22 protein-coding genes are annotated in these 23,884 nt (G+C 59.0%); 16 read left to right on the top strand and 6 right to left on the bottom strand.

Annotated elements, in window-relative coordinates:
• The first annotated feature begins 6 nt into the window (after positions 1–6).
• Together rstB and tus are read left to right on the top strand one after the other, a co-directional pair.
• Positions 7–1,305, top strand: a complete 1,299-nt coding sequence (rstB, locus tag G7090_RS10220; protein WP_106993749.1) for a two-component system sensor histidine kinase RstB — start codon at positions 7–9, stop codon at positions 1,303–1,305.
• Positions 1,306–1,378: 73 nt separating this feature from the next.
• On the top strand, positions 1,379–2,308 hold the full coding sequence (gene tus / locus G7090_RS10215; RefSeq protein ID WP_166182309.1) for a DNA replication terminus site-binding protein: 930 nt from the start codon (positions 1,379–1,381) through the stop codon (positions 2,306–2,308).
• Here the strand turns inward: tus and fumC are convergent, their stop codons facing one another.
• A complete protein-coding gene (gene fumC, locus G7090_RS10210) occupies positions 2,309–3,703 on the bottom strand; it encodes a class II fumarate hydratase (RefSeq protein ID WP_106993747.1) in 1,395 nt (464 codons plus the stop codon). It abuts the gene before it with no gap.
• A 139-nt stretch (positions 3,704–3,842) separates the two neighbouring features.
• Positions 3,843–5,489, bottom strand: a complete 1,647-nt coding sequence (fumA, locus tag G7090_RS10205; RefSeq protein WP_106993746.1) for a class I fumarate hydratase FumA — start codon at positions 5,487–5,489, stop codon at positions 3,843–3,845.
• Positions 5,490–5,689: 200 nt separating this feature from the next.
• Here fumA and manA point away from each other — a divergent pair, with 200 nt between their 5' ends.
• On the top strand, positions 5,690–6,862 hold the full coding sequence (manA, locus tag G7090_RS10200; protein WP_166182308.1) for a mannose-6-phosphate isomerase: 1,173 nt from the start codon (positions 5,690–5,692) through the stop codon (positions 6,860–6,862).
• 101 nt (positions 6,863–6,963) lie between these two features.
• The gene (locus tag G7090_RS10195) at positions 6,964–8,514 is read left to right on the top strand and encodes a YdgA family protein (RefSeq protein WP_106993744.1); all 1,551 of its coding nucleotides are present in this window, start codon (positions 6,964–6,966) and stop codon (positions 8,512–8,514) included.
• A 39-nt stretch (positions 8,515–8,553) separates the two neighbouring features.
• Here the strand turns inward: G7090_RS10195 and G7090_RS10190 are convergent, their stop codons facing one another.
• Positions 8,554–9,408 (bottom strand): alpha/beta fold hydrolase, encoded by an 855-nt coding sequence (locus G7090_RS10190; RefSeq protein ID WP_166182307.1) that lies wholly within the window; start codon positions 9,406–9,408, stop codon positions 8,554–8,556.
• Positions 9,409–9,423: 15 nt separating this feature from the next.
• Entirely contained in the window at positions 9,424–10,404 is a 981-nt protein-coding gene (locus G7090_RS10185) for an MBL fold metallo-hydrolase (RefSeq protein ID WP_166182306.1), read from the bottom strand.
• Between the two features lie 108 nt (positions 10,405–10,512).
• Between G7090_RS10185 and G7090_RS10180 the strand changes: the two genes are divergently transcribed.
• Entirely contained in the window at positions 10,513–11,403 is an 891-nt protein-coding gene (locus G7090_RS10180; RefSeq protein ID WP_166182305.1) for a LysR family transcriptional regulator, read from the top strand.
• 8 nt (positions 11,404–11,411) lie between these two features.
• On the opposite strand, the gene G7090_RS10175 is transcribed toward G7090_RS10180, so the two are convergent.
• Complete coding sequence (locus G7090_RS10175) at positions 11,412–12,440, bottom strand: Mal regulon transcriptional regulator MalI (RefSeq protein WP_166182304.1); 1,029 nt, start codon at positions 12,438–12,440, stop codon at positions 11,412–11,414.
• Between the two features lie 178 nt (positions 12,441–12,618).
• Between G7090_RS10175 and malX the strand changes: the two genes are divergently transcribed.
• From malX to add, 3 genes are all read left to right on the top strand, one after another.
• Positions 12,619–14,211 (top strand): maltose/glucose-specific PTS transporter subunit IIBC, encoded by a 1,593-nt coding sequence (gene malX / locus G7090_RS10170; protein ID WP_106993739.1) that lies wholly within the window; start codon positions 12,619–12,621, stop codon positions 14,209–14,211.
• Between the two features lie 49 nt (positions 14,212–14,260).
• On the top strand, positions 14,261–15,433 hold the full coding sequence (locus tag G7090_RS10165; protein ID WP_166182303.1) for a MalY/PatB family protein: 1,173 nt from the start codon (positions 14,261–14,263) through the stop codon (positions 15,431–15,433).
• 96 nt (positions 15,434–15,529) lie between these two features.
• Complete coding sequence (add, locus tag G7090_RS10160) at positions 15,530–16,531, top strand: adenosine deaminase (RefSeq protein ID WP_106993724.1); 1,002 nt, start codon at positions 15,530–15,532, stop codon at positions 16,529–16,531.
• A gap of 33 nt (positions 16,532–16,564) precedes the next feature.
• On the opposite strand, the gene G7090_RS10155 is transcribed toward add, so the two are convergent.
• Positions 16,565–17,605, bottom strand: a complete 1,041-nt coding sequence (locus tag G7090_RS10155) for an oxidoreductase (protein ID WP_166182302.1) — start codon at positions 17,603–17,605, stop codon at positions 16,565–16,567.
• A 245-nt stretch (positions 17,606–17,850) separates the two neighbouring features.
• Between G7090_RS10155 and blr the strand changes: the two genes are divergently transcribed.
• The 8 genes from blr (at position 17,851) to rsxG (ending at position 23,883) form a co-directional block, all read left to right on the top strand.
• Positions 17,851–18,009 carry a division septum protein Blr gene (blr, locus tag G7090_RS10150; RefSeq protein WP_181247264.1) on the top strand — a complete coding sequence of 53 codons (159 nt, stop codon included), beginning with the start codon at positions 17,851–17,853 and terminating at the stop codon, positions 18,007–18,009.
• Between the two features lie 200 nt (positions 18,010–18,209).
• A complete protein-coding gene (gene ydgT / locus G7090_RS10145) occupies positions 18,210–18,425 on the top strand; it encodes a transcription modulator YdgT (RefSeq protein WP_032617854.1) in 216 nt (71 codons plus the stop codon).
• 83 nt (positions 18,426–18,508) lie between these two features.
• Positions 18,509–18,949 carry a DUF2569 domain-containing protein gene (locus G7090_RS10140; RefSeq protein ID WP_106993721.1) on the top strand — a complete coding sequence of 147 codons (441 nt, stop codon included), beginning with the start codon at positions 18,509–18,511 and terminating at the stop codon, positions 18,947–18,949.
• A gap of 76 nt (positions 18,950–19,025) precedes the next feature.
• Positions 19,026–19,607 carry an electron transport complex subunit RsxA gene (gene rsxA / locus G7090_RS10135; protein WP_166182301.1) on the top strand — a complete coding sequence of 194 codons (582 nt, stop codon included), beginning with the start codon at positions 19,026–19,028 and terminating at the stop codon, positions 19,605–19,607.
• Complete coding sequence (rsxB, locus tag G7090_RS10130; protein WP_106993719.1) at positions 19,607–20,185, top strand: electron transport complex subunit RsxB; 579 nt, start codon at positions 19,607–19,609, stop codon at positions 20,183–20,185. Before rsxA ends, rsxB begins: the two co-directional genes overlap by 1 nt.
• Positions 20,178–22,199: an electron transport complex subunit RsxC gene (gene rsxC / locus G7090_RS10125; protein WP_166182300.1), complete on the top strand. Its 2,022-nt coding sequence runs from the start codon at positions 20,178–20,180 to the stop codon at positions 22,197–22,199. Before rsxB ends, rsxC begins: the two co-directional genes overlap by 8 nt.
• Positions 22,200–23,252 carry an electron transport complex subunit RsxD gene (gene rsxD / locus G7090_RS10120; protein WP_166182299.1) on the top strand — a complete coding sequence of 351 codons (1,053 nt, stop codon included), beginning with the start codon at positions 22,200–22,202 and terminating at the stop codon, positions 23,250–23,252.
• Positions 23,253–23,262: 10 nt separating this feature from the next.
• Positions 23,263–23,883: an electron transport complex subunit RsxG gene (gene rsxG / locus G7090_RS10115; protein WP_166182298.1), complete on the top strand. Its 621-nt coding sequence runs from the start codon at positions 23,263–23,265 to the stop codon at positions 23,881–23,883.
• The last annotated feature ends 1 nt before the right edge of the window (position 23,884 follow it).

Here is a 23,884-nt window from a genome sequence, read left to right as displayed (position 1 = left end):
TATGTAATGAAAAAACTGTTCGTGCAGTTTTACCTCCTGCTGTTTGTCTGCTTCCTGGTGATGACCATGCTGGTCGGGCTGGTCTACAAGTTCACCGCCGAGCGCGCAGGCAGGCAGTCGCTGGATGATTTGATGAAAAGCTCGCTCTATCTGATGCGCAGCGAACTGCGTGAGATCCCCCCTCACGACTGGGCGCGCACCATCAAAGAGCTGGATCTGAATCTCTCCTTCAAGCTGCGCATCGAGCCGCTGAAGAAGTACAGCCTGGATGCCCCGACCATGCAGCGCCTGCGTAGCGGTGACATCGTGGCGCTGGACGATCAGTACACCTTCATCCAGCGTATCCCGCGCAGCCACTACGTGCTGGCGGTTGGTCCGGTGCCCTACCTCTACTTCCTGCACCAGATGCGCCTGCTGGATATCGCCCTGCTGGCCTTTATCGCCATTTCGCTGGCCTTCCCGGTGTTTATCTGGATGCGGCCTCACTGGCAGGACATGCTGCGCCTCGAGGCCGCCGCCCAGCGCTTTGGCGACGGACATCTGACCGAGCGGATCCATTTCGACAGCGGGTCCAGCTTTGAGCGCCTCGGGGTGGCCTTTAACCAGATGGCCGATAACATCAATGCTTTGATCGCCAGTAAAAAACAGCTGATTGACGGTATCGCCCACGAGCTGCGCACTCCCCTGGTGCGGCTGCGCTACCGGCTGGAGATGAGTGAAAACCTGACCGCGGCGGAGTCGCAGGCGCTGAACCGTGATATCGGCCAGCTTGAAGCGTTGATAGAGGAGCTGCTGACCTATGCCCGCCTCGACCGTCCGCAGAATGAACTAAAGCTCACCACCCCGGACCTGCCCGGCTGGCTGCGCAGCTACGTTGAGGACGTCCAGAGCGTCAACCCCCAGCGCAGGCTGCTGATCGACAGCATGAACGGGGACTATGGCGCGCTGGATATGCGTTTGATGGAGCGGGTGCTGGATAACCTGGTCAATAACGCCCTGCGCTACAGCGATAACACCCTGCGGATTTCGCTGCAGCTGAACGGCAGTCGCGCCACGCTGTCGGTGGAAGATGATGGCCCCGGTATCGCGCCAGAGGCTCGCCAGCAGGTGTTTGAGCCTTTTGTTCGTCTCGACCCGAGCCGGGACCGCGCCACCGGTGGCTGCGGCCTCGGGCTGGCGATCGTCCACTCTATTGCCCAGGCGCTGGGGGGCGACGTCAGCTGTGACGCGAGCGATCTCGGCGGAGCCCGGTTCTGCTTTACCTGGCCCGTCTGGCACCACATCGCCCTGCCAATCCCTGACTGACCCAAACCGCACGCTGGCCTGACCCGGCGTGCTGTGCTATAAATTGAGTATGTTGTAACTAATGTGGTGTGCTATGGCAACTTACGATCTGCTCGAACGCTTAAACTCAACCTTCCGCCAGATGGAGCATGAGCTGGCACAACTCACGGACGATCTGCAGTCATGCCGCTTACTGGCGGGCCGCGTCTTTTCCCTGCCTGACGTCGCCAAAGGCGCCGAGCACGATCCGCTCAACGCCATCGCGGTGAAGCAGCACATCGGCAAGGAGGCGCTGGCGATGGCGCTGCAACATTACCGCCACCTGTTTATTCAGCAGCAGTCGGAAACCCGCAGCAGCAAGGCCGCCGTGCGCCTGCCGGGAGTGATCTGCCTGCAGAGCGATGCCGCCCACAGGGCGCAGCTGACGGACCAGATCGCGAGCATTAACGCCCTGAAGGCGGAATTTGAAAAAATCGTCACCGAGGAGTCGGGACTGGCCCCTGCCGCCCGCTTTGAGTGGGTGCATCATCAGTTGCCGGGGTTGATTACTCTCAACGCCTACCGCACGTTAACGGTTATCAACCACCCCGCCACCCTGCGCTTCGGCTGGGCCAATAAGCACATCATCAAAAACTTCACCCGCGATGAAGTGCTGGCGATGCTGGAGAAAAGCCTCAAGTCCCCGCGCGCCGTGGCGCCCTGGTCCCGGGATCAGTGGGTAGAGCGGCTGGAGGCGGAGTACACCGCCATTCATTCCCTGCCGGCGGAGGCGCGGCTGAAGATCAAACGGCCGGTGAAGGTGCAACCCATCGCCCGGGTCTGGTATGCCGGGCAGCAGAAGCAGGTCCAGTACGCCTGCCCGACGCCGCTGATCGCCCTGTACGACGCTGACCAGGGGGCGGTGATCCCGGATATTGGTGAACTGCTGAATTACGATGCTGATAACGTTCAGCACCGCTATAAACCGCAGGCACAGCCGCTGCGCTTGATCATCCCGCGGCTGCACCTGTACGTTGCGGAGTAACTATTTCAGGCTGCCAACCATCTCTTCCGGGCGAACCCAGCTGTCGAACTCGGCCTCGGTGAGATACCCCAGCGCCAGGGCGGCGGCTTTCAGGGTCAGCCCCTCTTTGTGCGCTTTTTTAGCAATTTCTGCCGCCTTATCGTAGCCGATATGGGTATTGAGCGCGGTCACCAGCATTAACGACTCGTTAAGCAGCTGGCTGATGCGCTCGCGGTTCGGCTCAATGCCCACCGCGCAGTGCTCGTTGAAGCTCTCCATTCCGTCCGCCAGCAGTCGCACCGACTGCAGGAAGTTATGGATCACCATCGGGCGATAGACGTTCAGCTCAAAGTTGCCCGAGGCCCCGCCCATGTTCACCGCCACGTCGTTGCCCATCACCTGACAGCAGAGCATGGTCATGGCTTCGCACTGGGTCGGGTTGACCTTGCCCGGCATGATGGAGCTGCCCGGCTCGTTCTCAGGAATGCTGATCTCGCCGATGCCGCAGCGCGGCCCGGAGGCAAGCCAGCGCACGTCGTTGGCGATTTTCATCAGCGAGGCCGCCAGCCCTTTCAGCGCCCCGTGGGCATGGACCAGCGCATCGCAGGTGGCCAGCGCTTCGAACTTGTTCGGCGCGGTGACAAACGGCTGGCCGGTGATGGTCGCCAGCTCTTCCGCCACGCGCACAGCGTACTCAGGATGGGTATTGAGCCCGGTCCCCACCGCGGTACCGCCCAGCGCCAGCTCTGCCAGGTGCGGCAGGCTATGGTCGATATGGCGCAGGTTGTGGTCGAGCATCGCTACCCAGCCAGAGATCTCCTGGCCGAGGGTCAGGGGCGTGGCATCCTGCAGATGAGTACGGCCAATTTTGACGATATCGGCAAAGGCCCGGGCTTTGTCGTCGAGGGTCTGTTTAAGGACGTTCAACTGGGGGATCAGCTGCTCGCGCAGGGCAATTAGCGCCGCCACGTGCATCGCCGTCGGGAAGACGTCGTTGGAACTCTGGCTTTTGTTGACGTCATCGTTGGGGTGGATCTTGCGCTCCATACCGCGCACGCCGCCGAGCAGTTCGCTCCCGCGGTTGGCCAGCACCTCGTTCATGTTCATGTTGCTCTGGGTGCCAGAGCCGGTCTGCCAGATGGCGAGTGGGAATTCATCGGGATGCTTGCCGGCTAGCACTTCATCGGCAGCGTTGATAATAGCGGTGGCTTTTTCCGCCGCCAGCAGGCCTAGATCCTGGTTTACTTTGGCGGCAGCACGTTTGGTCAGCGCCAGAGCCTGGATCAGCGAAACCGGCATTTTTTCAGTGGAAATGCGGAAATGTTCCAGCGAACGCTGGGTTTGCGCGCCCCAGAGTTTGTCCTGCGGGACGTCGATGGCACCCATCGAATCTTTCTCACTGCGTGAGGTGGTCATTACTTTCTCCTTGATAACACTGAAGTGGATTGCTCACAGCTCAAAGAAACAAGTATTGATGAGAACGGGGAAAGGGTATGGCGCTTTGTGCGCTCTTTTTGTTGCCGGGTGGCGCAGCGCCACCCGGCGGGTTTTCAAACTACTTCACACAGGCCGCACACTGAGAGGACTGGATCTGTTTGAAGAAGTCGTTGCCTTTGTCATCCACGAGGATAAAGGCCGGGAAATCTTCTACTTCAATTTTCCAGATTGCTTCCATCCCCAGCTCCGGGTACTCCACGCACTCGAGGCTCTTGATGCTGCCCTGCGCCAGCACCGCGGCCGGGCCGCCGATGCTGCCGAGGTAGAAGCCGCCGTGTTTGTGGCAGGCGTCGGTCACCTGCTGGCTGCGGTTGCCCTTCGCCAGCATGATCATGCTCCCGCCGTTGGCCTGGAGCTGATCCACGTAGGAGTCCATGCGTCCGGCGGTGGTTGGGCCCAGGGAGCCAGAGGCATAGCCGTCCGGCGTTTTTGCCGGGCCTGCGTAGTAGATCGGGTGATCTTTAACGTACTGCGGCAGCCCTTCGCCGTTATCCAGACGCTCCTGCAGCTTCGCGTGCGCAATATCGCGACCGACGATAATGGTGCCGTTCAGCGACAAGCGGGTGGAGACCGGGTACTGGGACAACTGGGCGAGGATCTCGCTCATCGGACGGTTAAGGTCAACGTGGACCGCTTCCCCCTCGCCCGCTTTACGCAGTTCTTCCGGGATGTACTTGCCTGGGTTGTTTTCCAGTTTTTCGATCCAGATCCCGTCCCGGTTGATCTTGGCCTTGATGTTGCGGTCCGCCGAGCAAGAGACGCCCATCCCGACCGGGCAGGATGCGCCGTGACGCGGGAGGCGGATCACGCGGATATCGTGGGCAAAATATTTACCGCCAAACTGCGCGCCGAGGCCGAGGTTCTGCGCTTCCACCAGCAGCTCCTGCTCAAGCTGGATGTCGCGGAACGCCTGACCGTGCTCGTTACCTTCGGTTGGCAGGCCGTCGTAGTATTTGGTGGAGGCCAGCTTGACGGTTTTCAGGGTGCTTTCAGCCGAGGTGCCGCCGATGACAAACGCGATATGGTACGGCGGGCAGGCCGCGGTGCCGAGGGTGCGCATCTTCTCCACCAGGTAGTTTTTCAGCTTGCCCGGAGAGAGCAGCGCCTTGGTTTCCTGATAAAGATAGGTTTTGTTGGCTGAACCGCCGCCTTTGGCGATGCAGAGGAATTTGTATTCGTCGCCGTCGACGCTGTAGATGTCGATCTGCGCCGGCAGGTTGGTGCCGGTATTCACCTCTTTGTACATATCCAGCGCGGCGTTTTGCGAGTAGCGCAGGTTGTCTTCGATGTAGGTGTTATAGACGCCGTGCGCCAGAGCCGCTTCGTCGCCGCCGCCGGTCCAGACGCGCTGGCCTTTTTTACCGGTGATGATGGCGGTGCCGGTGTCCTGACAGGTCGGCAGAATGCCTTTCGCCGCGATATCGGAGTTACGCAGGAACTGCAGGGCGACGTATTTGTCGTTCTCACTGGCCTGCGGATCGCTGAGGATATCCGCCACCTGCTGCTGATGCGCCGGGCGCAGCATGAAGGAGGCATCGTGGAAGGCGTGTTGCGCCAGTAAGGTCAGCGCCTGCGGGTCAACCTTCAGGATCTCCTGTCCTTCAAACTCAGAGACAGAGACGTGGTCGCGGGTCAACAGGTAATACTCGGTCTGATCCTTTGCCAGCGGGAAAGGATCCTGATAATGGAAGGGTTTATTCGACATTGATCTCTCACTTACGACATTGCTGATTATGGTTCAGGCAGATGTTCCGTTTGCCCTGCTTAAAAGCGAGTTGGCTTATCCTACACAATTTTTTAACAAAAACTGAGACTAGTACGACTTTTTCCGTGTGCAGGTTACTTCCGGACGGTTTATTGCTTTAATACGGGCAGTTAATTCCACATTTGAAACAGGGCTTGATAATGCAAAAACTCATCAACTCAGTGCAGAACTACGCCTGGGGAAGTAAAACTGCGTTAACGGATCTCTACGGTATCGCCAACCCGGACAATCTGCCGATGGCAGAGTTGTGGATGGGCGCGCATCCGAAGAGCAGCTCAAAAATTTCCGATGCCCACGGGGTGCGTTCCCTGCGCGAGGTCATCGACGCGGATAAAACCACGCTGCTGGGCAGTAAAGTCGCCGATCGTTTTGGCGAACTGCCGTTCCTCTTTAAGGTGCTGTGCGCCGATCAGCCGCTCTCCATTCAGGTTCACCCGAACAAGCAGGCCTCCGAAGCGGGCTTTGCCAAAGAGAATGCGGCGGGTATTCCCCTGGATGCCGCCGAGCGTAACTATAAAGACCCGAACCACAAACCGGAGCTGGTGTTTGCCTTAACGCCGTTCCTGGCGATGAACGCCTTCCGCGAATTCTCTGAAATTGTCTCCCTGCTGCAGCCGGTGGCCGGGGCGCACAGCGCCATTGCCCACTTCCTCGAAAAGCCGGATGCCGATCGCCTGAGCCACCTCTTTGCCAGCCTGCTGAACATGCAGGGCGACGAAAAATCCCGCGCGCTGGGGGTGCTGAAAGCGGCGCTTAACAGCCAGCAGGGTGAGCCTTGGCAGACCATCCGCGTCATTTCTGAATTCTACCCGGACGACAGCGGCCTGTTCTCGCCGCTGCTGCTGAACGTGGTCAAACTGGAGCCGGGTGAAGCGATGTTCCTGTTCGCCGAAACGCCGCACGCCTATCTCAAGGGCGTGGCGCTGGAGGTGATGGCCAACTCCGATAACGTGCTGCGTGCGGGCCTGACGCCGAAATACATCGATATTCCTGAGCTGGTGGCTAACGTTAAATTCGTCGCCAAACCGGCGGCAGAGCTGCTGACCCAGCCGGTGAAAAATGGCCCGGAGCTGGACTTCCCGATCCCGGTGGAGGATTTTGCCTTCTCGCTGCACGACCTCAGCAGCGCCGAAGCTGAGATTGCCCAGCAGAGCGCGGCGATCCTCTTCTGCGTCGAGGGCGAAGCGGTGGTCAGCAAAGGCGACGAGCGTCTGGTGCTGAAGCCGGGCGAGTCGGCGTTTATTGCCGCCAGTGACTCGCCGGTCAGCGTCGGCGGCGTGGGCCGTCTGGCTCGGGTTTTCAACAAGCTCTAGTGGTCTACTGAATTTTTTAACAATTGTTGCTAAGCTATTGGTAATCTTATGACCTCACCGGGCGGTTTTTACCGCTCGGTTTCATTTTAGGGATAATCACGATGAAGAAATCGGTTATAGCTGCAGGCGTTATTGTTGCATTAGGGGTGGTCTGGACAGGTGCGGCCTGGTATACCGGGAAACAGCTGGAGAGCCATCTGGCAGAGATGGTGGCGCAGGCCAATAGCGAACTGAAGCGTACCGCACCGGAAGCCGGTCTGGAGCTGGGCTATCAGGATTACCAGCGCGGGCTGTTCAAAAGCCATCTGCAGCTGGTGCTGAAACCAGCCGCTGGCACGCAAAGTCCATGGCTGCAGCCAGGGCAGAGCCTGATCCTGAACGAAGTGGTTGATCACGGCCCCTTCCCGCTGGCCCAACTGAAGCATTTTAACCTTATCCCGTCCATGGCCTCGGTGAAATCGACGCTGGTGAACAACGAAGCCTCTAAGCCGCTGTTCGATCTGGCGAAGAATGAATCCCCGTTCGAGGCCAATACCCGCATCAGCTATTCCGGTGATACAAGCTCCGACATCGCGCTGAAAGCGCTGAATTACGAGAATGGCGATGAAAAAGTGGCCTTCAGCGGCGGCAATTTCCAGCTGGATGCCGATCGTGATGGCAAGGCCTTCTCCCTGAAAGGTGAAGCGGCAAGCGGCCTGGTGAATGCCGTCAATGAGTACGGCCAGAAAGTGCAGCTTACCTTCAACAACCTGAAAACCGAGGGCAACAGCCATCTGACCGACTTCAACGAGCGGATCGGCGATCAGAAAGTGACTCTCGATAAGCTGGCTATCGCCATTGAAGGCAAAGAGATGGCAGTGCTGGAAGGGACAGATCTGAACGGTAAAGCTGAGCTGTCGAAAGATGGTAAGAGCGTCAACAGCCAGCTGGATTACAGCCTGAAGAGCCTGAAAGTGCAGAACCAGGATCTGGGTACCGGCAAGCTGACGCTGAAAATCGGCAATATCGACGGCCAGGCGTGGCATCAGTTCAGCCAGCAGTATCGTACCCAGAGCCAGGCGTTGATGGCAGATAAAACGCTGATGGAAAACCCGGCCCTGTATCAGCAGAAAGCGACAGAAGTCTTCTTCAGCAGCCTGCCGATCCTGCTGAAAGGCGAGCCGGTGGTGACCCTGGCGCCGCTGAGCTGGAAAAACAGCAAAGGCGAGACCAACTTCAACCTGTCGCTGTTCCTGAAAGATCCGGCCACCGCCACGGGTGAAGCCCAGACCCTGACTCAGGAAGTGGATCGCAGCGTGAAATCGCTGGAGAGCAAGCTGACCATCCCGATGGACATGGCGACCGAGTTCATGACCCAGATTGCGAAGCTGGAAGGTTATAACGAAGATGACGCTGGCAAGCTGGCCAGCCAGCAGGTTAAAGGCCTGGCGGCGATGGGTCAGATGTTCCGCATCACCACCGTGGAAGATAACGTGATCAGCACCAGCCTGCAGTACAGCAACGGTCAGGTAACCCTGAACGGTCAGAAAATGCCGCTGGAAGAGTTTGTCGGCATGTTTGGCGTTCCGACGCTGAACCTGGGCGTACCGGGCGCACCTGCCGCGCCAGCGGTTCCGGCACCACCGGCCGCACCGGTTGTACCGCAGCAGTAAGCGTATAAAACCCCTCTTCGAGGGGTTTTTTATTGCCGGTCATCCTTTCCAGCCGGTGAGGAAGTCCATCAGCAGGGCGTTCACTTTCTCCGGCTGTTCCTCCTGCGGCAGATGGCCGCACTCTTCAATGGCATAAGCCCTGAGATCGTCCGCCATTTCTGCCCAGACGCTCGGCATATCGAACAGTTTCCCTACGGCGTGAAAATCATTGCCCCACAGCGACATCACCGGGCAGGCAATTTTCACCTCCGCATCGGCCAGATCCTGCGCCACATCCTCGGCGTTGGCACGATAGTCCGCCATCGCTCCGCGCACGGCACCGGGCGCCTGATACGCCCGGACGTAGGTATCGAAGGCCTCACCGCTGATGGTGGCGGGATCGTAGGTCCAGTCCGAGAAGAAATGGCGCAACCAGATATGCTCCCGACCGGCAATCAGGGCTTCCGGCAGATCGGGCACCAGATGGAACAGGAAGAACCAGTAGGCGCGGGCGATAGAGGCGTTGAGATCCCGCGCCACGATACGCGTCGGCACGTTATCCATCACCACCAGACGATCCACCAGCTCAGGGTAATCTTTCGCAAAGCGTGTCGCGACGCGCGCGCCGCGGTCGTGCCCCACCAGCACCACTTTCTCCAGACCCAGGGCACGCATCAGCTCCCGGATATCCCGCGCCATGTTGCGTTTATCGTAGCCGGAGGCCGGTTTATCGCTCTCCCCGTAGCCGCGCAAATCCGGGGCAATCACCCGGTAGTGCTTTGCCAGGACCGGAATTTGATAGCGCCAGGCGTAGTTGGTTTCCGGAAAACCGTGGAGCAGGATCACCGGGGCGCCTTCTCCCTCTTCTACCACGAACTGACGAATGCCATTAGCCGTTACGGTGTAACTTTTCATGATATTTTCCTCTTCTTATTTCAGCAGGGGCACGTCGGGCGCACGTTGATAAGGGCCATACATTGCCGGGTTCCAGCTGTAACCCTGGGCACTGGTGGTGATATGTCCGATGCCTGGGAAGGCCAGGTGTGCCGCCGCCATCCACTCGCCGTCTTTCGCCAGGGCGTTAAACTCCTGCCCCCGGGAGGCGGTGGCTTTTTTGCCATCCACATCAAAGCGAATCGACACTTCCGGGTGCGGGAACTGCACGGCCGGGGCGTGGATCAGATCCCCGATAAAGTTGATAGCCTTCCCTTCAGAGGCAAAGCGATACACCGTGCTGCCAGGGGTATGGCCAACTGCGTAGGCGGTCTGAACTTCAGGAATGGGTGAGGCTGGCGGAACGAAGGTTTTCAGATGTCCGGTCGCTTTATAGGCTGCCAGGGCGTGCTGTGCGATGGCGAAATACTCCTTCGCATTGGCGGGCGCGCTGGCCTCTTTCGCCGGATCCAGCCAGTAATCGGCTTCACCCTGCGGCACATAAACGGTGGCATTGGGGAACAGCGCCTTACCCGAGGCATCGCTCAGGCCGCAGACGTGGTCCAGATGGAGGTGGGTCAGGAAGATGGTGTCCACCTGCTCAGGGCGATATCCGGAGGCCTCCATATTGGGAATCAGTTGCCCGGCGGTTTGCGGCACGCAGTGGCCCGCCCCGCTGTCAATCATCACCAGATGTTTCCCGGTATTCACCAGAAAGGCGTTAAACGAGGTGGGCATGCGTTCGGCATCGATCTTATGCTGCGCCAGCAGATCGCGAATTTTGTCGGCCGCGAGCCCTTTCAACAGCGACGGCGAGAGATCGTTATAGCCATCGAACAGCGCCGTCACCTCATTTTGCCCCACCGCCAGGCGGTAATACCCCGGCACCTGCTGACGCACCTGAGCGGGGGCATCTGCCCATGTTGAGCCCATCAGAAACAGGCTGCTGAGGGCCAGAACCGCTGTCATCTTTTTCATTGTCACTCCGAATTCACTGTTTATCAGGATGTGGAGAGACTATGGCGCTATAACGATAATTAGTGTAGATGTGTAATTTGATAGGTCAGTATAACGGGATGCGAGATAATGAGACTGGACGATGTGGAAGTCTTCGTTGAAGCGATAAAAGCGGGCAGCCTGGCGGGTGCCGCGCGTCGACTGTCGATGAGCGCTATGGCTGCGTCGCGCTGCCTCAATAACCTGGAAGCCGAGCTGGGGGTCCGACTGGTGCATCGCACCACGCGATCCCTGTCGCCGACCAGCGATGGCGAGGTCTTTTTACCCCACGCCCAGGCGCTGCTGGAAGATAAAACCAATGCCCTGGCCGACCTGTTTCCCGATGGCGCCCACCTATCCGGGCGGCTGCGCATCACCGCCTCGGCGGCGTTTGGCCGCAAGATCATCGCCCCGATGCTGCCCGACTTTATGCGCCAGCATCCGGCCCTGCAGGTCGATCTGCTTGCCACCGACGAGCAGGTGGATATTGTCGGGAAAGGGATCGACGTGGCGTTGCGCATCGCCCCGCTGCGGGACAACCGGCTGGTTGCCCATCGGCTGTGTGACAATCCCCGCGACCTCTGCGCCAGTGCCGATTACCTGGCGGCGAACGGCTATCCGAAAACGATCAGCGATCTGGCGGCGCACAGCTGCTTAACCACCTCTGACACCACCCACTGGTCGTTCGACCAGGCCGGGCAGCGGAGCAGGCAAAAAGTGTCGGGGCGGTTTTCGGCGAACTCCATTGAGGCGATCTTTGAAGCCTGCGTAGGGGGAATGGGGATCGCTAACTTATCCCGCTGGTACGTTGCCCCCGCGCTGGCACAAGGCCAGTTGGAGCGGATCGTTCTGCAGGATGCCGAGCCGGAAGCGCTGGCGGTGTGGGCCGTTTACCCCACGTCGCGGCTGATCCCTGCGAAAGTGCGAAAATTTGTCGAGGCACTGGAGGCGCGGCTGGTGCTGAACCCGCTCACGCCATAACCCTGAGGCTACTTCACCGTCACCAGCCGGGCCGACACAATCTGGTGCCCGGCCGGCACGTCGGATTTCTCAATTCGCTGCATCATGCGGTCCGCCAGGGTATAGCCCATCTCCCGCGCCGGAGTCGTCGCCCAGACGATAGGCAGATCGTCCAGCGCATTTTCTGATACATCCGCAAAGGCACCCAGCGCCACCTGATGGCCAAAGAAAGTTTCCACTCCGCCGTCCCCGCTCTGGCGTCCGGCGCGGATCAGGCCAAACCAGGCCCCCATGGCGATGACGTCGTTGTAGCAAATCACGGCGCTAATGGTGGGGCTGGCGCGCAGTAATGTGCCGATCGCCTCGGCCGCCTGCTTCTGGCTGGAACCACACTCCACCACCCACTCGCTGTGAAACGGCAGGCCGTATTTGATCAGCGTCGAGCAGTAGCCGCCCACCCGTTCGGCGCGGGTCAGGGACGAGCTTTGCCCACCCAGCCAGGCAATCCGCTGATGGCCGCGACGAATAAGATGTTCGGTCAGCATTTGTGCTGCCTGCATGTTGTCCGGACGCAGGGTGTCGGCTTCGTCCAGATAGCTGGCGCGGGAGGCAAACACCAGCGGCACGCCCTTCTCCGCCGCCCGCTCGCACAGTTCATTGCTCGCCCCGGAAGCACCGGCAACGATCACGCCGTCCACTCCCTGGGTCAGGAGCATATCGAGGCGCTGAAGCAGCTGATCGGCCTCACGCCCGCCGTGGAGCAAAAAGACCATCCGCCCCTGGGCTTCCAGCGCTTCGGTCAGGCCCACCGTCAGTTCAGCATAGAACGGCGAGGTGAGGTCGCGAACGATCAGGCCAATCACCCCGCTCTGCCCACCGCGCAGCGCCGAGGCCTGGCGATTGCGCACAAATCCCAGCTGTTCAACCGCATCGTTGACGCGCTGTCCCGTCGCGGAGGAGATCCGCCCTTTCCCGCTCAGCACCAGCGAAACGGTGCTAACGGAAACGCCCGCCGCCAGGGCGACGTCATTGATGGTGATCTTTTTCGCTACAGCCATGTGGTGGCGTGACTCCCTGATAATGAGATCGGTAAAACGTTTTATCAATACGTTATCTTTATACTCTCTGCCAAAGCCTGAGAATGTGATTAAGCGCGCACTAAACTTTGATAAAACGTTTTATCTTCTCGCAGCACTGAGGCAGGTAAATCTATTTTAACAATAAAGGAGTCGTTTTATGACGGCGAAAGCAGCACAAAAAATCTCGCTATGGGAGTTTTTCCAGCAACTGGGTAAAACCTTTATGCTGCCCGTGGCACTGCTCTCCTTCTGCGGGATCATGCTGGGGATCGGCAGCTCCCTCAGCAGCCATGATGTGATTACGCTGATCCCGTTCCTGGGTAATCCTGTGCTGCAGGCGATCTTTATCTGGATGAGCAAGGTCGGCTCCTTTGCCTTTAGCTTCCTGCCGGTGATGTTCTGTATCGCTATCCCGCTGGGGCTGGCCCGCGAAAACAAAGGCGTGGCGGCGTTTGCCGGTTTCGTTGGCTACGCGGTGATGAACCTGGCGGTTAACTTTTGGCTGACCGCGAAAGGCATCCTGCCGACCACCGACGCGGCGGTGCTGAAGGCCAACAACATCCAGAGCGTGATCGGGATTCAGTCTATTGATACCGGGATCCTCGGGGCGGTGATCGCCGGGGTGATCATCTGGATGCTGCACGAGCGTTTCCACAATATCCGCCTGCCGGACGCGCTGGCCTTCTTCGGGGGTACCCGCTTTGTGCCGATCATCACCCTGGTGGTGATGGGACTGTTTGGTCTGATCATTCCGCTGGTCTGGCCGGTGTTTGCTATGGGCATTACCGGCATTGGCCGTATCATTAACAGTGCCGGTGACTTTGGCCCGATGATCTTCGGCACCGGCGAACGCCTGCTGCTGCCGTTTGGACTCCAGCATATCCTCGTGGCGCTGATCCGCTTCACGGAAGCAGGCGGCACCATGGACGTCTGCGGGCACGATGTCAGCGGCGCGCTGACCATCTTCCAGGCGCAGCTGAGCTGCCCGACCACCCACGGCTTCTCTGAGAGCGCCACTCGCTTCCTGTCTCAGGGTAAAATGCCGGCCTTCCTCGGCGGCCTGCCGGGTGCCGCGCTGGCGATGTACCACTGCGCCCGTCCGGAAAACCGTCATAAGATTAAAGGTCTGCTGATCTCCGGCGTGATTGCCTGCGTGGTGGGCGGCACCACTGAACCGATCGAGTTCCTGTTCCTGTTCGTCGCGCCGGTGCTGTACCTCATCCACGCCGTGCTGACCGGTCTGGGCTTTACCACCATGGCGGTACTGGGCGTGACCATCGGTAACACCGACGGCAACGTGATCGACTTTGTGGTGTTCGGGATCCTGCACGGCCTGTCGACCAAGTGGTATCTGGTCCCGGTGGTGGCGGCGATCTGGTTCGCGGTGTACTACGGCATCTTCCGCTTCGCCATCACCCGCTTTAACCTGAAAACGCCGGGTCGCGATACCGATACGGCCACCAGCGTTGAACAGGCCGTGGCGGGTACGGTGGGTAAATCTGGCTATAACACCCCTGCCATTCTGGCGGCGCTGGGTGGTACGGATAACATTACCTCGCTGGATAACTGCATCACCCGTCTGCGCCTGTCGGTGGCGGATATGTCCAAAGTGGATACCAACGCCCTGAAGGCCAACCGCGCTATCGGCGTGGTACAGTTGAATCAGCATAATTTGCAGGTGGTCATCGGCCCACAGGTGCAGTCAGTGAAAGACGAGCTGGCGACCCTGATGCGAACAGTAGAAGCCTGATGCCGCAGCCCCCTCGCCATGAGGGGGTTTTATTTTAAGGACCAACGTCATGTTTGATTTTTCTGCCGTCGTGGATCGTCACGGCACCTGGTGTACCCAGTGGGACTATATTGCCGACCGCTTCGGCGCCGCCGATCTGCTGCCTTTTACCATCTCGGATATGGATTTTGCCACCGCCCCCTGCATCATCGACGCCCTGCAGACCCGCATCGGCCACGGGGTGTTTGGTTACAGCCGCTGGAAGAACGACGAATTCCTCGCCGCGGTGGCCCACTGGTTCCGCCAGCGCTTTAACAGCGAGATTGATACCAGCGCCCTGGTGTATGGCCCCTCGGTGATCTACATGGTCTCTGAGCTTATTCGTCAGTGGTCCGACGCTGGCGATGGGGTGGTGATCCACACTCCCGCCTACGACGCGTTTTACCATGCCATTGCGGGCAATAACCGTCAGGTTGTCTCCGTCGGCCTGCACAAAACAGCGGAAGGCTGGCAGTGCGATATGGCCGAACTGGAAGCGGTGCTGGCCCAACCGCAGAACAACATTTTATTACTCTGTAGCCCGCACAACCCGACCGGCAAGGTCTGGACCCGGGACGAGTTAACGACCATGGCTGAACTCTGCGCCCGCCACAACGTGGCGGTGATCAGCGATGAAATTCATATGGACATGGTGTGGGGTAATCATAAACATACGCCATGGTGCGACGTGGCGCAGGGCAAATGGGCGCTGCTGACCTCCGGCTCCAAGAGCTTTAACATTCCGGCCCTCACCGGGGCATATGGCCTGATCGGGGATGAGGCCAGCCGCACGGCGTATCTGCAGGCGCTGAAAGGACGCGACGGGCTCTCTTCACCCTCGGTGCTGGCATTGGTGGCACATATCGCCGCCTACCAGCAGGGTGAAGCCTGGCTGGATGAACTGCGCGCGTATCTGGAGGCCAATTTACGCTATGTGGCCGACAGGCTGAATGCCGCTTTCCCGACGTTAAACTGGCAGCCGCCGGAGGCGACCTATCTGGCGTGGATCGATCTTCGTCCGCTCAACATTGACGATAAGGCGCTGCAAAAGGTGCTGATTGAGCAGGAGAAGGTAGCGATCATGCCAGGATATACCTATGGCGACGAAGGTAACGGCTTTATCCGCCTCAACGCCGGTTGTCCGCGCAGCAAGCTTGAGGAAGGGGTTAAACGCCTGATTGCTGGCATCAACGCCCTGGTGTGATTTATTTGCGCAACGGAATTATCCATTGCGCAAATAGCTTTTTACTCCGTTTTGTTTTTATAATGGCCCGCACTTCTACTAATAAAGAGTGCGACCATGATTGATACCACCCTCCCGCTAACTGACGTTCATCGCCACCTTGATGGCAACATCCGCGCCCAGACCATCCTTGACCTCGGTCGTCAGTATAATTTAACCCTGCCCGCACAAAGCCTTGAGACACTGATCCCGCACGTGCAGGTCACGGAGAACGAGCCGGATCTGGTCAGCTTCCTGAGCAAACTCGACTGGGGGGTAAAAGTGCTGGCCTCGCTGGATGCCTGCCGTCGCGTCGCCTTCGAGAATATTGAAGATGCCGCGCGCAACGGTCTGCACTACGTCGAGCTGCGTTTCTCCCCGGGCTACATGGCGATGACCCATCAGCTGCCGGTCGCAGGTGTGGTAGAAGCCGTGATCGCCGGCGTGCGCGAAGGCTGCAAAACCTTCAATGTGGAAGCGCGCCTGATTGGCATCATGAGCCGCACCTTCGGGGAAGATGCCTGCCTGCAGGAGCTCGAAGCCCTGCTGGCCCACCGGGACCAGATCACCGCCGTGGATCTGGCGGGCGACGAACTGGGCTTCCCGGGCAGTCTGTTCCTCTCCCACTTCAACCGCGCCCGCGATGCTGGCTGGCACATTACCGTCCATGCCGGTGAAGCGGCAGGTCCGGAGAGCATCTGGCAGGCCATTCGTGAGCTGGGTGCCGAACGTATTGGTCATGGGGTGAAGGCGGTCGAAGACCCGGCCCTGATGGACTTCCTGGCGGAACAGCGCATCGGGATTGAATCCTGTCTGACCTCAAACATTCAGACCAGCACCGTGGCGACGCTGGCGCAGCATCCCCTGAAAACCTTCCTTGAGCACGGGGTGATGGCCTCGCTGAACACCGACGATCCGGCGGTTCAGGGTGTGGATATTATTCACGAGTATACGGTTGCCGCCTCGCTGGCTGGGCTCAGCCAGGCGCAGATCCGTCAGGCGCAGATCAACGGTCTGGAGATGGCCTTCCTGACCCCTGCCGAGAAGCAGGCGTTGCGCGATAAGGTCGCACGCGGATAAGAAAAAGCCCGGCAATGTTGCCGGGCTCTGTTTTTAAGCGAGGCACAAGGTCGCGCGATGCTTCGCGGACTCTATCCCCAGCTCGATCAGTTCCATAATCTGGATCGCCTGGCTTGCCGGGACCGGGTTTTCCCCGTTGCCGTTCAGCGCATCGCGGATCCCGGCATAATAGGCCGGATAGTTGCCCGGCAGCGTCAGCCAGGTCTCTTCCACACGCTCTTCCCCTTCGACGCGGGTCAGCACGCCGTCACGCATGTCATAGCCCCAGTCTTCCTGCGGCAGACGCTCGCCGTTCTTGAGACGATCTTCCTGCGGGTCGAGACCATATTTCACGTAGCTGCCGCGGCTGCCGTGCACGATATAGCGGGCCGATTCCGCTGCGGCCATCATGGTGCCATGCAGCACCACGCGACGCTGCGGGTAGCTCAGCACGGCGTGGAAGTAGTCGGTCGCCTGCGCGCCTGGGCGCAGCTGGGCCAGATCGACGTTGAGGCTCACCGGCAGACCGAACAGGTTAACGGCCTGGTCAAGCAGATGCGGGGCCAGATCGTACCAGATGCCGCTGCCCGGACCCGCCTGCTCACGCCAGCGGTTACGCACCTGGGGACGGAAGCGATCGAAGTGGGATTCAAAGAAAGCCACTTCCCCGAGGGAACCATCGGCAATCAACGCCTTCACGGTCAGGAAGTCGCTGTCCCAGCGGCGGTTATGGAAGACGGAAAGCAGTTTGCCAAGGCTTTTTGCCAGCGCGTCCAGCTCTCGGGCCTGTGACAGTGTCACGGTAAAAGGCTTATCCACCACCACATGTTTGCCCGCCTCCAGCGCCGCTTTCGCCAGCGGGAAGTGAGTGTCATTCGGGGTCGGGATAACAATCAAATCGATATCAGGATCGTTAAACAGATGCTTCGGCTCGGAAACCACCGGAACCGTCGGCCAGTCGGTATGCACTTTTGTTGCATCGCTGCTGGAAATTGCCGCCAGCTCCATCCCCGGGGTGCCGTCAATCAGCGGGGCATGAAACGTTTTACTCGCATAACCATAACCTATTAATCCAACACGGATTTTATCGCTCATGAAGTCGCCTCTCATCTTTTGACACCTATATTTCACACCATCTTTTATCTGGTCACAATAGATTAATCCGGGGTTTCGCGCCTTACGGCGACACATGCAATCAGTAATTTCTGATTAACAATTATAACTCGCTGAATACAATCGCAAAACATCGCTGCAAAGCGCTTGCCCGACCGCATTGCGCGCTGTAAAATTCTTAATCTGTATTTATGGATAAAACAAAATAACGAATCATGACGACAATTATTAATCGAATTATTGAGTTAGCCGGTTGGATTGTGTTGGGGGTGTCAGTGATATTGCTGGGAGTCGCCAGCCATATTGACAACTATCAGCCGCCGGAGCCGGTCAACAGCGTCACTCACGCTAAGCCGCATGCACTACTCAAAAATAGTGACATATGATGTCAGTTGCGTATTGCCAGCCGTCATGAACAGCGTTAACCTTCATCGCCAGGCGTCGACCGACGCCTGATTTCACCAGTAAAGAAAATTCTTATTTTTGCCGATGCGCTTTGGCAGCTGTTTACGTCTTTTTTGAACCGTTTATTATTCGCTCGAATTACTCCTTTGATATCACTCCTCTTATATGGAAAATTATTAATATGACTGTTCAGGACTATTTATTAAAATTTCGCAAAATTAATTCCCTCGAAAGTCTGGAAAAATTGTTTGATCATCTGAACTACAGCCTGAGCGATAACCAGGAGATTATCAGCATGTACCGTGCCGCGGATCATCGCCGCGCTGAGCTGGTCTCTGGCGGACGTTTGTTCAACATTGGCGAAGTGCCTAAGTCCGTGTGGCGTTACGTGCTCTAAGAGGGTAGTCATTCCCCGGAAATGTTATATACTCTCGCCCCTGCAAATTTGCAGTTTGCGCTGTTACTGAATTGGGAGAGAACATGACCACAATGGCTGGAGAAAGAATTAGCGGCTGGTTACTGGCTCCGCTTGCCTGGCTGCTGGTAGCATTATTAAGCGCCTCGCTGGCGTTGGTCCTTTACTCCACGGCATTAATTACGCCACATGCGTTAAAAACGCTGGGCGCGCAAAATACCGTTAATATTGTCATGTGGTTTATTTCTTTCGCCTTCGCGATTGCGATGTGGTACTACACGCTCTGGCTGACCATTGCGTTTTTCAAACGCCGTCGCAGCGTGCCTAAACACTATATTATCTGGCTGCTGGTTTCCGTATTACTGGCCGTGAAAGCCTTTGCGTTCTCGCCCGTCTCCGATGCGCTGGCGGTGCGTCAGTTACTCTTCCCTCTGCTGGTGACCGCGCTGTTTGTGCCCTACTTTAAGCGTTCGGCACGCGTGAAGAACACCTTTGTGAACCCGTAATAACCTTACAGTTAACCTGTTGTCGCCTGCGGTGGTTTGTCCGATAATAGGCGGCTTTTTTATTTCAGGCTGAATAATGACCGATTACTTACTGCTCTTTGTCGGCACGGTGCTGGTAAACAACTTCGTCCTCGTGAAGTTCCTCGGCCTGTGCCCGTTTATGGGCGTGTCCAAAAAGCTGGAAACAGCGATGGGGATGGGGCTGGCGACCACCTTCGTGATGACCCTTGCCTCGATCAGCGCCTGGTTGATTGACACCTGGATCCTGATCCCCCTCGGCCTGTTCTATCTGCGCACGCTGGCCTTTATTCTGGTTATCGCGGTGGTGGTGCAGTTCACCGAAATGGTGGTGCGTAAAACCAGCCCGGCGTTATACCGCCTGCTCGGCATCTTCCTGCCGCTGATCACCACCAACTGTGCGGTGCTTGGCGTGGCGCTGCTCAACATTAACCTTGGGCACAATTTCCTGCAGTCGGCGCTGTACGGCTTTTCGGCTGCGGTCGGCTTCTCGCTGGTAATGGTGCTGTTTGCGGCTATCCGCGAACGCCTGGTTGCCGCCGATATCCCGGCACCGTTCCGCGGTAATGCTATCGCGCTGGTTACCGCCGGTCTTATGTCTCTGGCCTTTATGGGCTTTAGTGGTCTGGTGAAGTTGTAATGAATGCAATCTGGATCGCCATCGCAGCCATCAGCGTACTGGGGCTGCTTTTTGGCATCATACTCGGTTACGCCTCACGCCGCTTCGCGGTTGAGGACGATCCGATCGTTGAAAAAATTGATGAGCTGCTGCCGCAAAGCCAGTGCGGGCAGTGCGGCTTTCCTGGCTGTCGCCCGTACGCCGAGGCGGTGGGCAACGGCGGGGAGAAAATTAACCGCTGTGCCCCCGGTGGCGAAGCGGTAATGCTGAAAATTGCCGCGCTGCTGAACGTTGACCCACAACCGGTCGATGGCGATGAGAGCGCGCAGGAGCCGGTTCGCATGCTGGCGGTGATCGATGAACCCAACTGCATCGGCTGTACCAAATGTATTCAGGCCTGTCCGGTGGATGCCATTGTCGGCGCGACGCGCGCCATGCACACCGTGATTGAGGATCTCTGTACCGGCTGCAACCTCTGCGTTGCCCCCTGCCCGACGCAGTGCATTGAGTTACGCCCGGTAGCGACGACGACCGACAGCTGGAAGTGGGATCTTCAGACCATTCCAGTGCGCAATATTCCTGTGGAACAACATGCTTAAGTTATTTTCTGCCTTCAGAAAAGAGAAGATCTGGGATTTCGACGGTGGTATTCATCCGCCGGAGATGAAAACCCAGTCCAGCGGCACGCCGCTGCGCCAGATCCCACTGGCTAACCGTTTTGTTATCCCGCTCAAGCAGCACATCGGTGCTGAGGGCGAGCTGTGCGTTAAGGTCGGTGATCGGGTATTACGCGGTCAGCCGCTGACCTTTGGCCGCGGGCGTATGCTGCCGGTGCATGCCCCAACCTCCGGCACCGTCGCGGCGATTGCTCCGCACACGGTGGCCCACCCTTCTGCCCTCTCCGAGCTGTGCGTGGTGATTGACGCCGATGGTGAAGACCGCTGGATCGAACGCGACGGCTGGAGCGATTTCCGCAGCCGCAGCCGGGAAGCGCTGATTACCCGTATCCACCAGTCTGGTGTCGCCGGTCTGGGCGGCGCGGGCTTCCCGACCGGCAACAAGCTGCAGGGCGGTGGCGACAAGATCCAGACCCTGATTATTAACGCCGCTGAGTGTGAGCCGTACATCACCGCCGACGATCGTCTGATGCAGGACTGCGCCGCGCAGATCGTCGAGGGTATTCGTATCCTCGCCCATGTTCTGCAGCCGAAGGAAGTGCTGATCGGCATTGAAGACAACAAGCCGCAGGCGATCTCCATGCTACGTGCGGTGCTGGCGGGCAGCCACGATATCAGCCTGCGGGTGGTCCCGACCAAATACCCCTCCGGCGGCGCCAAGCAGTTGACCCAGATTTTAACCGGCAAGCAGGTTCCGCACGGTGGACGCTCCTCGGATATCGGCGTGCTGATGCAGAACGTCGGCACCGCCTATGCGGTGAAACGCGCCGTTATTGACGGCGAGCCGCTGACCGAGCGCGTCGTCACCCTGACCGGGGAAGCCGTCAGCCGTCCTGGCAACGTCTGGGCGCGCCTGGGCACGCCGGTTCGTCATCTGCTGGACCAGGCCGGGTTCTGCCCGAGCGCCGAGCAGATGGTGATCATGGGCGGGCCGCTGATGGGCTTTACCCTGCCGTGGCTGGACGTTCCGGTGGTAAAAATCACTAACTGCCTGCTGGCCCCGTCCGCCAGCGAGATGGGCGAAGAGCAGGAAGAGAAAGGCTGCATTCGCTGCAGCGCCTGCGCCGATGCCTGTCCGGCGGATCTGCTGCCCCAGCAGCTGTACTGGTTCAGCAAAGGACAGATCCACGACAAAGCGAAAGCCCATAACCTGGCCGACTGCATTGAGTGCGGCGCCTGCGCCTGGGTCTGCCCGAGCAATATCCCGCTGGTGCAATACTTCCGCGTCGAGAAGGCCGAAATTTACGCCATCGCCCAGGAAGAGAAACGCGCTGCCGAGGCCAAAGCGCGCTTTGAAGCTCGCCAGCAGCGTCTGGAGCGTGAAAAAGCCGCCCGCGAAGAGCGCCATAAGAAAGCCGCGGTTCAGCCTGCGGCCAAAGATCAGGATGCGATTGCTGCCGCCCTGGCCCGCGTGCGCGAGAAGAACGCCACCGCCGCCCAGGATGTGGTGATCCCGGCCGGGGTTCGGCCGGACAACAGCGAGGTCATAGCCGCCCGCGAAGCACGTAAAGCCGAGGCCCGCGCACGTCAGGCCGAGAAAGCCCAGACCACCGCCGCGCAGCCAGAAGCCGATCCGCGTAAAGCCGCCGTCGAGGCCGCTATCGCCCGGGCGAAGGCCCGTAAAGCAGCCCAGCCGGACGAGATTCAGTTAGCGCCGACCCCGGTGGACCCACGTAAAGCGGCCGTCGAAGCGGCGATTGCCCGGGCGAAGGCCCGCAAAGCGGCGCAGACGGACGAGACAAAGGCAGAACCGACTCCCGTCGATCCGCGTAAAGCCGCGGTCGAAGCCGCCATTGCCCGTGCGAAAGCACGCAAAGCGGCACAACAAGAAGAAGAACCTGCGGCCAATGACGATCCGCGCAAGGCGGCAGTCGCTGCTGCTATCGCGCGCGTTCAGGCGAAGAAAGCCGCACAGAAGGCAGTCAACGAGGATTAAATGGTTTTCAGAATCGCAAGCTCCCCTTATACCCACAACCAGCGCCAGACATCGCGCATTATGATGCTGGTCTGTCTGGCCGCGTTGCCGGGCATCGCCGTGCAGGTCTGGTTCTTTGGATGGGGTACGCTGCTGCAGATCCTCCTCGGCTGTGTGAGCGCGCTGGCGGCTGAAGCCCTGGTCCTCAAACTGCGTAAGATGGCGGTAAGCAAGATCCTGGCGGATAACTCTGCCCTGCTCACCGGCCTACTGCTGGCGATCAGTATTCCGCCGTTCGCCCCCTGGTGGATGGTGGTGCTGGGGACCGTCTTCGCGGTGATCATCGCTAAACAGCTATATGGCGGCCTCGGGCATAACCCCTTTAACCCGGCGATGATTGGCTACGTGGTGCTGCTGATCTCCTTCCCGGTGCAGATGACCAGCTGGCTGCCGCCGCACGACATCGCCGCAACGGTGCCGGGCTTTATGGATGCCCTGCAGGTAATCTTCTCCGGCCATACCGCCAGCGGTGCGGATATGAACACCTTACGCATGGGCGTGGACGGTATCAGCCAGGCCACCCCGCTCGATACCTTTAAAACCTCCCTGCACGCCGGTCACAGCGTGGAGCAGATCCTTAATTACCCGATTTACAGCGGCGTGCTGGCCGGTGCGGGCTGGCAGTGGGTTAACCTGGCGTATCTGGCCGGGGGGCTGTTCCTGCTGTGGCAGAAAACGATCCGCTGGCATATTCCGGTGAGCTTCCTGGTTACTCTCGCAATCTGTTCCGGGCTGGGCTGGGCATTCTCGCCGGAATCGCTGGCATCGCCGCAAATTCATCTGCTTTCCGGCGCGACGATGCTGGGGGCGTTCTTTATTCTGACCGATCCGGTGACGGCCTCGACTACCAACCGGGGTCGTCTGATTTTCGGTGCGCTGGCCGGACTGCTGGTATGGCTTATCCGCAGCTTTGGCGGCTATCCGGATGGCGTGGCCTTCGCCGTGCTGCTGGCGAACATCACCGTACCGTTAATCGACTACTACACGCGTCCGCGCGTGTACGGCCATCGCTAAGGGACTCGCCATGTTAAAAACGATGCAAAAACACGGCGTGACGCTGGCGCTGTTTGCCGCGGTACTGACCGGTCTGACCGCCCTGGTCAACGGCTTAACCAAATCCACCATCGACGAGCAGGCGGCCCTTCAGCAAAAGGCGCTGTTCGATCAGGTGATCCCGGCGGAGCTCTACGATAACGACCTGCAAAAAAGCTGTTATCTTGTCGAGGCTGCGCCGTTAGGCAAAGGGACCCACCGTATCTTTATCGCCCGCAAAGGGGATGCCCCGGTGGGCGCGGTGATGGAAACGACCGCCCCGGACGGCTATTCCGGCGCCATCCAGCTGCTGGTGGGCACCGACTTCTCTGGCACCGTGCTGGGGACCCGCGTCACTGAGCATCACGAGACGCCAGGGCTTGGGGACAAAATCGAAACCCGTCTTAGCGACTGGATTTTGCATTTTGCTGGTAAAACCATTCACGGCAGTAACGACCCGGCGTTTGCGGTGAAGAAAGACGGCGGTGAAATCGATCAGTTTACCGGGGCGACCATCACCCCGCGCGCGGTGGTGAATGCCGTTAAACGTGCGGGCGTCTATGCCCAAACGCTGCCGTCGCAACTTAACAATCTGCCCGCCTGTGAGGAGTGAT

The sequence above is a fragment of the Leclercia sp. 29361 genome (assembly GCF_011290365.1).
Classification (GTDB): Bacteria; Pseudomonadota; Gammaproteobacteria; order Enterobacterales; family Enterobacteriaceae; genus Enterobacter; species Enterobacter tamurae.
The sequence above is the reverse complement of the archived record's forward strand: the minus strand, read 5'-3'. Positions and strand labels throughout refer to the sequence as shown.